At 41.7% G+C, this 12,343-nt stretch carries 11 protein-coding genes; 4 read left to right on the top strand and 7 right to left on the bottom strand.

The genetic code is table 11. From position 1 onward, the window contains the following. Entirely contained in the window at nt 1–1,185 is a 1,185-nt protein-coding gene (locus FTU34_RS01240) for an iron-containing alcohol dehydrogenase (protein ID WP_078191377.1), read from the top strand. A 265-nt stretch (nt 1,186–1,450) separates the two neighbouring features. Next, nucleotides 1,451–2,848, top strand: a complete 1,398-nt coding sequence (locus FTU34_RS01235) for an APC family permease (RefSeq protein WP_180034458.1) — start codon at nt 1,451–1,453, stop codon at nt 2,846–2,848. Nucleotides 2,849–2,967: 119 nt separating this feature from the next. Here the strand turns inward: FTU34_RS01235 and FTU34_RS01230 are convergent, their stop codons facing one another. From FTU34_RS01230 to FTU34_RS01220, 3 genes are all read right to left on the bottom strand, one after another. After that, complete coding sequence (locus FTU34_RS01230; RefSeq protein WP_180034459.1) at nt 2,968–3,612, bottom strand: hypothetical protein; 645 nt, start codon at nt 3,610–3,612, stop codon at nt 2,968–2,970. Next, a complete protein-coding gene (locus FTU34_RS01225; RefSeq protein ID WP_180034460.1) occupies nt 3,599–4,402 on the bottom strand; it encodes a DUF6502 family protein in 804 nt (267 codons plus the stop codon). Before FTU34_RS01225 ends, FTU34_RS01230 begins: the two co-directional genes overlap by 14 nt. Nucleotides 4,403–4,473: 71 nt before the next feature. After that, complete coding sequence (locus FTU34_RS01220; RefSeq protein ID WP_180034461.1) at nt 4,474–5,670, bottom strand: cupin-like domain-containing protein; 1,197 nt, start codon at nt 5,668–5,670, stop codon at nt 4,474–4,476. Nucleotides 5,671–5,822: 152 nt separating this feature from the next. On the opposite strand from FTU34_RS01220, the gene FTU34_RS01215 reads away from it, so the two are divergent. Together FTU34_RS01215 and FTU34_RS01210 are read left to right on the top strand one after the other, a co-directional pair. Beyond that, nucleotides 5,823–6,218 (top strand): hypothetical protein, encoded by a 396-nt coding sequence (locus FTU34_RS01215; RefSeq protein ID WP_078192198.1) that lies wholly within the window; start codon nt 5,823–5,825, stop codon nt 6,216–6,218. Nucleotides 6,219–6,288: 70 nt separating this feature from the next. Further along, nucleotides 6,289–7,956: a PT dipeptide repeat lipoprotein gene (locus FTU34_RS01210; RefSeq protein WP_180034462.1), complete on the top strand. Its 1,668-nt coding sequence runs from the start codon at nt 6,289–6,291 to the stop codon at nt 7,954–7,956. Between the two features lie 114 nt (nt 7,957–8,070). Here FTU34_RS01210 and FTU34_RS01205 read toward each other — a convergent pair whose 3' ends face one another. The 4 genes from FTU34_RS01205 to serS all read right to left on the bottom strand — a co-directional run bounded on the left by FTU34_RS01205 (nt 8,071) and on the right by serS (nt 12,230). Then, nucleotides 8,071–8,571, bottom strand: coding sequence for a hypothetical protein (locus tag FTU34_RS01205; RefSeq protein ID WP_218948048.1), 501 nt, complete (start codon nt 8,569–8,571; stop codon nt 8,071–8,073). Between the two features lie 168 nt (nt 8,572–8,739). Beyond that, nucleotides 8,740–9,219, bottom strand: a complete 480-nt coding sequence (locus tag FTU34_RS01200; protein WP_111885295.1) for a tRNA (cytidine(34)-2'-O)-methyltransferase — start codon at nt 9,217–9,219, stop codon at nt 8,740–8,742. A gap of 265 nt (nt 9,220–9,484) precedes the next feature. Further along, on the bottom strand, nt 9,485–10,885 hold the full coding sequence (gene cysG / locus FTU34_RS01195; RefSeq protein WP_180034463.1) for a siroheme synthase CysG: 1,401 nt from the start codon (nt 10,883–10,885) through the stop codon (nt 9,485–9,487). Between the two features lie 73 nt (nt 10,886–10,958). Continuing rightward, a complete protein-coding gene (gene serS, locus FTU34_RS01190; RefSeq protein ID WP_078192204.1) occupies nt 10,959–12,230 on the bottom strand; it encodes a serine--tRNA ligase in 1,272 nt (423 codons plus the stop codon). Between the last annotated feature and the right edge of the window lie 113 nt (nt 12,231–12,343).

Here is a 12,343-nt window from a genome sequence, read left to right as displayed (position 1 = left end):
ATGGCTAAACCATATTACGAATTTTTCTGTCCTGTAAAAGTGATTGCTGGCCATGCTGCTTTAGAACACATTCCATTCGAACTTTCTACTTTGGGTGCTAAACGCCCCATGATCATTACTGACAAAGGCGTTCGCAGTAATCAATTACTTGCACCGATTGAAGCGGCATTTGAAAGTACCGAGACGGTGATTGGCTATATTTTTGATGATGTTCCGCCAGACTCAAGTCTAGAAACCGTACGTAAAGCGGCTCAACTTTACCGCGACAACCAATGTGATGCCATTATTGCCGTCGGTGGCGGTTCAGTGATTGATACCTCTAAAGCAACCAACATCTTGGTATCTGAAGGTGGTGATGATTTACTGAAATACTCAGGTGCGCACAACTTACCAAAACCGTTAAAACCATTTTTTGTGATTCCAACAACCTCGGGAACAGGTTCAGAAGTGACTATGGTCGCTGTAGTTTCTGACCCTGAAAAGAATGTCAAAATGGCCTTTGCATCGAATTATTTGATGCCACATGCGGCAATTCTTGACCCACGTATGACGCAAACTTTACCACCTCATCTTACGGCTATGACAGCGATGGATGCGATGACGCATGCCATTGAAGCCTATACGTGCATGGCGGCGAACCCGATTTCAGATGCCTATGCAACTGCCGCAATCAAGAAAATTAGCAATAGCTTATTTGGTGTATTAGATAATACCAGCGATGCACATGGGCGCTTAGAACTTGCACAAGCGTCTACAATGGCAGGAATTGCATTTTCGAATTCGATGGTTGGATTAGTCCACTCATTGGGTCATGCTTTAGGTGCTGTTGCTCACCTGCCCCATGGATTATGCATGAATTTATTCTTGCCGTATGTGTTGGAATACAACAAAGAAGTGAATGGCGATAAGATTGCTGAATTGCTATTACCACTGGCTGGTCCTGATATTTATGCACAAACACCGGCCAACCTCCGCGCTGAAAAAGCCATTTCAACGCTTTTAGCCATGCGTGACCGCTTGTATAGTTTGACCAAATTACCTCGTACTTTGAGTGAAACTGGCAAGGTGACAGAAGCTCAATTAGATGAAGTGGCAGAGAAAGCACTGAATGATGGATCGATTATTTATAATCCTAAAGAAGCCAGCTTAGAAGACCTTAAAACTATTCTAAAAAAAGCTTGGTAATTGCTGAAAAATAAGCGAATATAGCGAAAAATTAAGCCTGATGTTTTTTTAAACATCAGGCTTTTCACTTGCAGAACGCAATATCAGTTATTTTTTAATCAAACTGGCATAATTTCTGCTAAAAATAATTTCAAAGTTACTGACAAAATGTACCAATTTGGAGTAGATTGGCGCACTTTTGTTTTAAAACGTAGGGGGGATCGTTCGTCTCAAACGATCCTTAGAATATGACTGATCCTTGATCAACGATAAGAGGATAACGCCGTTGACAAATATCTCTGGGACTCAATCGGCAGCTAAACTGCAAAAAACGCTTGGACTCTGGCACATTATTATTATTGGTTTGGCTTACATCCAACCAATGACTCTATTTGATACTTTTGGTTTAGTATCTGAAGAAAGTCATAGACACGTGCCGACTTCTTACATTATTGCCCTTATTGCAATTCTGTTTACCTCGATTAGTTATGGTCATATGATCCGTCGCTACCCTTCTTCGGGTTCTGCGTATACCTATGCCCAAAAATCTATTCACCCGAACGTAGGTTTCATGGTGGGTTGGTCTTCTTGGTTAGACTACCTATTATCTCCAATGGTGAATATTATTCTTGCAGTGATTTACCTTGAAGCACTATTTCCAACAGTAAACCACTGGGTATGGGTCATTGTGCTAACGGCATTCATGACTGGAATTAACTTACGCGGCGCGCGTTTTGTTGCTAACTTCAACAGCCTGATTGTACTTGTGCAGTTATTAGTAATTGGTATTTTCACGTGGATGGTCTACAGCAAGCTTCAAATGGGCTTCAATGCTGATGGCCCGATTTCTGCTGCAGAACGCTACCAATTATGGAGCCTTGAGCCATTCTGGAATGAGCTGACGTCTGTGGGTGCGCTGGTTACAGGTGCAACATTACTGTGCTTCTCGTTCACTGGTTTTGACTCATTAAGTTCATTGGCAGAAGAAACCAAAGATACTGAGAAAACACTGCCGAAAGCGATTTTCTTAACTGCTTTAATTGCAGGGATTATCTTCATTATTAGTACCTACTTCATGCAGCTATTCTTCCCTGCTGAGCCAGGTAACTATTTCAAGAATATTGCTGAAACGCAGCCAGAGATACTCATGCTCGTCGGCGGCTCACTGTTCCAATCCTATGTTTTAACTTTTGCGATTGTGACAGTAATGGCATCAGGTATTTCTGCACATGCCGGTGTATCACGTCTGATGTACGTAATGGGTCGTGATGGCGTAATTAACAAGAAGATCTTTGGTCATATTAGTCCGAAAAACTTCACACCATCGTACAACATCATGATCGTAGGTGCGGTTGCATTAACTGCGGGCTTTATGAATCTTGATATTGTCATTTCGATGATTAGTTTTGGTGCATTGACAGCCTTTACTTTCGTGAACTTATCTGTGATTTCACGTTATGCACTTCGTGATGGCCGCACAAAAACAGCCAAAGATATTTTTAGCTTTGTCGTTATTCCAATGCTTGGCTTTATCAGTATCTTTGCGATGTGGTTAGAAATTGAAGAAACTGCATTGAAATATGGTTTGTGGTGGGCAATGTTCGGTATTTTATACCTTGGTTATAAAACTAAAGGTTTTAAACACCCTGCACCGCAACATAACGAATTTGATGATAAATTCTAATCAAGTTTATCTCTAAACAAAAAAGGCGCTTAAAGCGCCTTTTTTTATGTTGTATTTTATTGATTCAGATGCAGCGGTTAAGCAGGCTGCACATACTTCCCTGCATGATTTGCACCTGATCATTTCAATGTCAGGCTTATCGGCAGCAGCAGCGGTTCACACTGTTCTGCTGGCTGTCCCGGCACACTCATTTTCAGCTTGCTGTGCACACTCCAATTGCCTTGCATAGCTGTATCCAGACTGTAATTCAGCCTAAAACTGCGTATTTCATCCGAAGCCAGCAGCTCTGTTTTCATTGCGCTGCATTCGCGCGCCGGAAAATACTGCACATCCGCAGCGGCATTCTGCAGCATTAGCGGCACATCGCAATGCGGATATTCAATTTCCACAGCGGACGCATTGGCGTTTTCCAAAGTCAGCTGCACTGTGACCGGCACAATGCCGTCTTTATCAAAGTTCACAGGGATCACTGAATTTTGAAACACCGCGGTATCGGATGCGGTATTGATGAACTGCAATTCACGAATCACTAAATTGCAGGAATCTACCGCTGATGCTCCCAATGACAGATTCAGCTTATAATCTGAATCCGCTACTTTATCTGTTTTATCCTCACCGGCATTTCCCATGCCCGGCACGGTCGGCTTGCCGTTGCCTGTCCCTTCTAAGCTGACGCCTCCTGCGCCAAATAAATCCCCGCATCCTGACATTGCTGCGAAAAGCATGCAAATACTGAACAGCTTGAGCGGCTTACTCACGGTCATGCTGATAAACTCCAAATCTGAAGGCTTGTGTCGCATCAGGCTTTCCTTCATCTATAGCGCATCTTTCCGATGCTATTTTTAATAAGCGCAATGAATATTCTTGCCATAATTTCAGGCTTTCATTATGTAAAATTTTAATTGATTCTTCAGTTAATTCATCTGCGCAAATTGCCTGTTCCAGATAAGTATCACCTGTATTTTGAAACAAATTATGTAAGCCTGAAGCCAAATGCGCGCTCAAATTAGCTGTCAAAATTTTCCGGGCTTCCTGCAATGAGGGGTCAGGAATAAACTGGCCTTTTTGCAGCGATACATTCTCTGCTTGCTCAGTGACGACCCCTAAACGGATCAGTTCATTCAAGACAGAACGCGGGTGGCGTTCTGTAGATACCCGTTTCACCAGATGTTCAAAGCTGTTTTCGGTTTCGCTGTAAAACGGCAAAGTCTCTTTCCAGCCTTCAGCCAGCCATAGGCCAACAACTCTGGACGGCACGCTGATCGGTTCTGAGACCGGCGCTTCAGTCAGCGCCTTACCCGCCTGTACAGTCTGCTTATAAGCGGTGACATCTTTACGGTGCAGGCCAGACAGCAAACTGATCGCTGAAATTGTCGGTTTTTGCTCAATGCGCGCCAGTTCCAGCTCTGCCTGTTCATAAAATATCGGCTTCAATGCAGCAGTAAACTCCGTATAGCCCACACCTGAACGAATGAGCCATTCACTTAAATAGCCCATTAAAAGCAGCACTTGCTGTAAATTGAATTGGGCATCGTCCAGCGGCAGTTTAGTCATGCAATTAGCCAACAAATAAAGAAATACTCTGTAGGTGAAATTTTCGCATTATTTGATCTTCTTCACAATTTTCATCTGATGATATCTTGAGGATATTCAGTAAAAAAATGATTATTTGCATTAAAATGCGTAAATGAAACACTGATCGATATATCTAAACTTTTAACACTATGCCACCAGCCAATTGGGATAAATAAGGTTTCTCCAGGTTGCAAAATGCACTCAAATGGCGTCACTTTTTCTAACAATGGATAGTCTGCTAGATCAGCCTTTGCGACGTCTGAAACCTGACTGAATACCCAATGATCGTTATACATATACGGCATTTGCCATGCAGGAATCAAAGTCACTTTTTTACGTCCATAGATTTGTGCCAACATATTATTGGTTAAGTCATAATGCAGTGGTGTAAATGTGCCTGCAGGGCCAAACCATAAAAAATGTCGATTTTTGATCTCTTTTTGACAATAAGCTTTGGCGAAGTCACCTAAATCTTCACTAATCTTTTGCATAAATTGCTTATTTTGAGCGGCGTTATTCGCAGTTAAATAAATGTCATTGCTGTGCTTAGTGGCTTTAATTTGTGCGACAAAATCTTGCATCAAAATAATACGTTTCAATTGTACCGATTTTTTTTCAAAATCTTGATGCTGCTCACGATGCATCTGGACTTCAACCAACTCATTTTCAAAATGCTCTGCAAAATAATCAGGACTCCATTTATGCAGTGCAGGCCAATGTTGTATCCCACCTTTTAAAATGACTGGTCGCATCTGGCTATAATACCGCTCTATAAATGTTTCAAAATCAGGTGTTTCTATGCAATCGATTGTGGATGGAATGTGGTCGTTCAATTGATTCAATTGACCCATCACCTGTAATAGCCAACGCTGTTTATTTTGCTGTTGCTGTACTTGCTTCAGTTTTTTAAAAATTACGTTATTGTTTACACGCTTTAAAAACTGAATGATCAAATGATTTGAAATATTTTTTTGCTTAATTTTTTCTAAAATTTCATCTGTCTCTAAGCCCTCAAGACTGTAGTCCAAAAGTTCATTTTGCAGCTGTTCTGAAAGTTGGTCTGCATCAGAAAATAAGTATTGATCCGCCCTTGGGCTTAATCCATGTGATTGTAAAATTAGACTTATTTTCTGTACATCGCAACCATTTTCAATATTTTCATTCAACCAATTTTGCCATTCCGTCGGTAAGGACTGATACCAATTTTTACTTTGCTTTAGATGTTCACTCTGGCTTTCTACATTCATCTTCACCACTCCACCCTCTTTACAAGTGAAGTATAAATGATCTATTTTAAAAATGCTAAATTTTCGCATTTTATAATTATTTAAACACCGCGAATGTTATGAATCCGACAAAACTCATGCGGAATGACATAACAAAGTAAAGGAGAAAGTTCATGAAAATTCGTCATTTAGTCATTGTTAGCAGTCTGTCTTTAGCTTCAATACCGGTATATGCAGGTTTTGCCGATACCATGCGTGATTTAAGAAATACGCTGAATCAATTTAATGAAACATCCAAAGAAGTATCGAATACCGCAAAAGAATGGACAGGTAGTCGGGCCACGACTAACTCAAATTATGCTGCAAATGGTTTCAGCATGGGACAGCAACTCAGACCTAAAATTAATAATCTACCGCTTTATCAAACTGCCGATAAATCGAGCCAAGTCATTAATAAACTGTCAAAAAATGCAGACATTATTTTTGCGGGAAACATGACTAAAACAGGTTTGATCGAAGTCACTACAGAACATGGCAATGGCTGGATTGAGTCACACCTTGTGCAATAAATCTAGATTTTAAAAGTGTATACAACGGCATCAGCCATACATAACAACTTCACTCTATTGAGCACTAGTCATGAATAATAATCACAAAATCAGCATTATCGCTGCTGTATTTACGACATTGGTGGGCTGTGGTGGATCAAGCTCCAATGATGGTGGCGCGACACCTACACCTACACCTACACCTACACCTACACCTACACCTACACCTACACCTACACCTACACCTACACCTACACCTACACCTACACCTACACCTACACCTACACCTACACCAACACCAACACCAACACCAACGCCAACGCCAACGCCAACGCCAACGCCAACGCCAACGCCAACGCCAACAACTGTAGCGGATAAATTCACAGGAGAATGGATTCAAGGGAACTCTGCCCTCGGTAACAGTAATTGTGATTTGCCACAAATTTCAATTCATAAAACCAGTGAAAATTCAGTCAGTTCACTGAACGAAGAACTAAAATATGCGGTACACAATAGTTCAAGTAAAACTTGCAGCGGTGAATTTATTTCCAAACGCTATCAATTACTTCATGACATGGTCATGAGTGAAATACAGCCGGCTGCAACACTAAATAACTTTGAATATCATGCCATTAAGTTTCAACCAGTCAGAGGTGGCGCGACGAGCAACCGTGTCTTAACTTTTTTAAATAATAATTCTTTCTGTGTAATTAACGCGACGATTTCAAATCCAAGCTATATCATCATGCAACGAGGTCTAATTACCGACCCACTCAAGGACAGCCGCTGCTATACAAAAAATTCCAATGAATTCTTCACCAATTTAAAACCGAAAACCAAAATCACAACTGCAGATTTTAAGTCTGAGAATTTTATTAATACCACCGACACAGTAAACTTCTTGGCTCAGCTCAATACAATGGGACAAAGCGGTTATAAGTTAATTGGCTATGATTCTAAAACTTTGGACAATGGTAATGTTAATAGCTACATGAAACTTGCCAATGAAAATACGCGTTTCAATCATATTGTGGCAGACCGTACAGCACCCTCTATCGCTGACATATATTTTACATGGCGTAATCAGTTAAATGAAAAAGGTAAATCAGGCTATCAATACCTGCATAGCGTCAGACCAACCAATGCCCTGAATTTCAAAGATTATTTTATTAAGAAGGAAAATGATACCGCGACATATACTTACGACAGCGGCTATGTTTCCCCGCTCGTAGACCCAGTGCAACTGGAAACTATGCTCAATACACTGGGTGCCCAAGGCTGCCGTATTATTCAATTCAAAAGCTATTACACAGGTTTTCGTCCTGAAATTCTTAACGGCAATCAAAACAGTCCTAAAGTTGCAACCTGTATAAATAGCAGCGCACACCATGGCACTTACAGCTATCGCTATAAAACTCACCCAACCGGCAGCAATAGTGTAGAGCGCAGCTTAAAATTACAGGAGTTGATTGATGAGCAAGCTAAAGACGGTTACCGCTTAGTCAGCCGTGCTTTAGATATGAGTTCAACCACCAAAAACGGCATGCTGTTTATGAAAGACAGCGAAAACACTAATGTCGGTGAGTTTAAAGTCTTTAGTGAAACTGTCTTTGCAACGTCGACATTTAACGACGTCTTACTGAAACGTCTTCAGCAGCAAGGTCAATTGGGTTGGATATACACCAGCGGTCAACTGCTGTTTGCAAATAATCCAAAACATCTGCAAACAGAGCTGAGTGACTTTAATCTAATTGATTAAATCACTAGGTTTCTCGAGCTTTTAAAAGTACTTAAGCTTTTCCATGTCCTTGTTGTTTCGACATCAAGGACATTAATTATATTAAGATAGATCAAAAGGGTTTCAACAAACCACTTATTTTAGGCGGCAATTAAAACCCATCTTGGTATCAACGATATTATTTTCATAACCTAAGCTTTGAATAAATTGGTTGCGGTCTGATATTTGTTTTTGATCCGCTTGACTCAATCTTGCTTTATTTTTTTGTGCCAACCCATAGGTTTCATTCACTAAACCCTGATAGATTCCGCAAACTTCCTGACGCTTGGACTTTTTCAATTGACGACCACCATACCATGAACGTTCAAAATCGTCGGCTTTTAGTGTTTTTCCCCATTCCTCAATACGCTGATTTTGTCTTTGCTGCATTTCCAGCATGCCCTGCTGGATTTCAGCCTTAGTAAAAGGCTTGATCACCTCAACCTTCGGTACAACTGGAACATTTTCTGTAGTTGCAGTGACGGTCACTGGTGTCTGTTCTGTTGTGTTCGATACGGTTGGATTAGCCCAACTCATTGATGAAATGAATCCGGTCGCAATCACGACACCAAAAGCTTTTAAATTTATAGATTTCAAGTTTTAAGTACCCGTTTTATTTCTTCACAGTGTTCTTATACACATTTTTATATTGATGCTGAAGTTTTTAAGCCCTTATTTTACAAAACTTCATTGCTGTAAATGGTTCACTGTGCTCACTCCCAATAAAAAACCGCTCGATAGAGCGGCTTTTTGAACAGATCACACTTAGACCAATTCTTTAAAGTCTTGCTGACGCCAAGCTTCATATAAAATCACAGCAGTAGCATTAGACAAGTTTAAACTGCGTGAATTTGGTGCCATCGGCAGGCGAATCCAATGTTCTTTTGGGAACATCATACGGACATCTTCCGGCAAACCACGTGTTTCTGGCCCCATCAACAGTGCCACAGGACGATTTAAATTAGAGGTATGCGGTGTTTCAAAACCTTTGGTGGTTAATGGATAAATGGCATCCATCTCAATACCTTGCGCTTTTAAGCCCGCAAGGCATTCTTCAAAGTTTTCCCATACTTTCATGTGTGCCCATTCATGATAATCCAAACCGGCGCGGCGGAGTTTTTTATCATCCAGCTCAAAACCTAATGGCTTGACCAAATGCAACTGCGCTCCAGTATTGGCACATAAACGAATGATATTCCCTGTATTTGCAGGAATTTCTGGCTCGTATAAAACAACATGGATCACAGTTTTTTTCTCTACTCTTTAGTTAAATAATGGCTTAAAGCTCAGGCTATAGTTACAAAGCTAAAGCATAAGTTTAGATGCTACGACAAGCGTTCGCTTATCCTCTTTGCTTAGCTTGCGCATTGCATATGAACTATACGAGAGCTTGCTTATCCTCTTTGCTCAGGCATAGCCTTCGCCTTGCATTTGGACAATTCAGCAGCCTGCTTATCCTCTTTGCTCAGGCATAGCCTTCGCCTTGCGCTCGGGCAACGCGTTGCGTTGCTTATCCTCGCTCATGCCATTGAAGTTGTTCACGCAGACTCACCACATCACCAATAATGGTCAATGTAGGCGCCTGAATTTGGTATTCACTGACTTTAGATGCAATATCTGCCAATGTCCCGACCACGACTTTTTGTTCAGGAGTCGTCCCTTTAGAAACCAATGCGACAGGCATGTCTGGACGCTGCCCATGCGCAATGAGTTTCTCACAAATTTTTTCTAGACCGACCAAGCCCATATACAGCACGAGCGTTTGATTTTGATAAACCAACTCATTCCAAGGTAGCTCAGGTGAACCTTCTTTCAGATGCCCTGTCAAGAAGCGTACACTTTGCGCATAATCTCGATGCGTTAAAGGAATCCCTGCATAAGCCGAACATCCAGAGGCAGCAGTAATTCCCGGAACAACTTGGAAAGCAACGCCTGCCGCAAAGAGTTCCTGAATTTCTTCACCACCGCGGCCAAAGATGAACGGATCTCCACCTTTTAAGCGACAGACGCGTTTGCCTTCACTTGCGTATTTTACCAGTAAGGCATTGATGCCTTCTTGCGGAACAGCATGATTGGATCTTGCTTTACCTACATAGATTTTTTCGGCATCGCGGCGGCAGAGGTCCATAATTGGCTGAGAAACCAAACGGTCATAGATCACCACATCCGCTTGCTGCATTAAACGCAGTGCTTTTAAGGTCAACAGTTCAGGATCACCCGGCCCTGCCCCAACCAAATACACCTCACCTTTCGGCTGTTTCCATTCCAATAAGGCCTGTTCAATCAAACGATTGGCTTCAGTCAAATTGTCATTGAATACTTGCTCTTTGAGCGGACTTGCATACAAATCTTCCCAAAAAATACGGCGTTCATCTGGATTGACGATTTTGGCTTTAACAGCTGCGCGCCATTGGCCTGAGAACTCAGCCAGTTTGCCCATGCCATGTGGAATTGAGCTTTCTAACTGGGTGCGGATTTGGCGTGAAAGCACTGGCGATGTGCCATTAGATGCAACAGAGATGACCAGCGGAGAACGGTCAATGATCGCAGGAACCATAAAACGGCAATGCGGCGGATCATCAACACTATTGACCAAGACATTTTCAGCTTCGCAGGCTTCAAATACCGCCTGATTGACTGCTTTGTCATTGGTTGCTGCAATCACTAAACGAAACTGACGCAGCGCAATGGCATTTTCTTGATAAACCGATTCGTGATAAATCGAGTTGAGATATTGACCTTGGGTTTTATTAACCAAGGTCAATAAATCATCTTCAATTTCGGGTGAGCAAACTGTCAGCTGAGCGCCCGCTTTTGCAAGCAGCACAGCCTTTCTATATGCAATTCGACCACCACCAACAATCAGACAAGGTTGCTGCTGCAACTTCAAAGAGATTGGAAAGATATCCACACACGACCTCAATAGTTTAAATCTGATTGTCTTAAGCAATTTTTGTGCACAAATGTATGCACTTTATCGACTATTAATCGATAAATTCAGCACCGCCCATATATGGACGAAGTACTGCTGGAATTTCAATTGAACCGTCTGCACGTTGATAGTTTTCCATCACGGCAAGTAAAGTACGGCCAACTGCCAAACCTGAACCATTCAGCGTGTGTACAAACTCAGTTTTCTTTTGGTCAGTACGGTAACGTGCTTTCATGCGACGTGCTTGGAAGTCACCCATGCATGAGCAAGATGAAATTTCACGGTAGGTATTTTGACTTGGCACCCAAACTTCTAAATCATAAGTTTTGATTGCACCAAAGCCCATGTCTCCGCCACACAGAACGACTTTACGGTATGGTAAGCCTAATGCTTGAAGAATACCTTCGGCATGACCCGTTAATTCTTCCAACGCATCCATCGAAGTTTCAGGTTTTACAATCTGAACCATTTCTACTTTGTCAAATTGGTGTTGACGGATCAAACCACGTGTATCACGGCCATACGAACCTGCTTCACTACGGAAACATGGCGTATGCGCTGCATATTTTAATGGCAAACGTTCTGGATCAATGATTTCATCACGCACGAAGTTGGTTACAGGCACTTCTGCAGTCGGGATCAGGTAGTATTCTTTTTCGCCTTGAAGTTTGAATAAATCCTCTTCAAATTTAGGCAATTGGCCTGTACCACGTAAAGAATCTGCATTAACTAAATAAGGTACATACGCTTCTGTATAGCCATTTTCCAAGGTATGTGTATTTAACATAAATTGGGTAATTGCACGCTGTAAACGCGCCAATGGGCCTTTGAGTACGCTAAAACGAGTACCTGTCAATTTGGTTGCGGTTTCAAATTCTAAACCGCCCATCATTTCACCCAAGTCAGTATGGTCTTTGATCTCAAAATCAAACTGACGTGGTGTACCCCATTTTAAAACTTCAACATTGTCGTTTTCGTCTTTACCTTCTGGCACAGACTCATGAGGTAAATTCGGAATCGATAAAGATTTGGCTTCAAGTTCAGCCTGAAGCTCAGAAAGTGCAACTTCTGCGGCTTTAATTTCATCACCAATAGCAGACATACGTGCCATGATTTCAGATGCATCACCGCCAGCTTTTTTAATTTGACCAACTTGTTTTGCACCAGCATTACGTTCAGCTTGTAACGACTCAGTTTTAGACTGAATTTCCTTACGGCGCGCTTCAAGGTCTGCCCACTCTGCTACGTTAAGTTGAACACCACGTTTTGCTAAGGCTAAGTTTACAGCCTCAATATTATTTCTGAGTAATTTCGGGTCGATCATAGCCAATCTTAAGTAAAGAAAAAAACTGGCTATAGTGTAAGCTCTTAACACTCAAAAATACAGTGACCGAGCTTACAGCTGCCCCTTATTAAACCAATAATCTTGCTTCAAAT

Source organism: Acinetobacter sp. YH12094 (assembly GCF_013419295.1).
In the GTDB taxonomy this organism is placed as follows: Bacteria; Pseudomonadota; Gammaproteobacteria; order Pseudomonadales; family Moraxellaceae; genus Acinetobacter; species Acinetobacter amyesii.
This window is presented reverse-complemented; position numbering and strand designations above follow the sequence as displayed.

Coding starts and splice junctions, on each gene's coding strand:
- FTU34_RS01225 (WP_180034460.1), bottom strand. CDS start 4,402: ATGACTAAACTGCCGCTGGACGATGCCCAATTCAATTTACAGCAAGTG.
- serS (WP_078192204.1), bottom strand. CDS start 12,230: ATGATCGACCCGAAATTACTCAGAAATAATATTGAGGCTGTAAACTTA.
- FTU34_RS01240 (WP_078191377.1), top strand. CDS start 1: ATGGCTAAACCATATTACGAATTTTTCTGTCCTGTAAAAGTGATTGCT.
- FTU34_RS01230 (WP_180034459.1), bottom strand. CDS start 3,612: ATGACCGTGAGTAAGCCGCTCAAGCTGTTCAGTATTTGCATGCTTTTC.
- FTU34_RS01215 (WP_078192198.1), top strand. CDS start 5,823: ATGAAAATTCGTCATTTAGTCATTGTTAGCAGTCTGTCTTTAGCTTCA.
- FTU34_RS01210 (WP_180034462.1), top strand. CDS start 6,289: ATGAATAATAATCACAAAATCAGCATTATCGCTGCTGTATTTACGACA.
- FTU34_RS01220 (WP_180034461.1), bottom strand. CDS start 5,670: ATGAATGTAGAAAGCCAGAGTGAACATCTAAAGCAAAGTAAAAATTGG.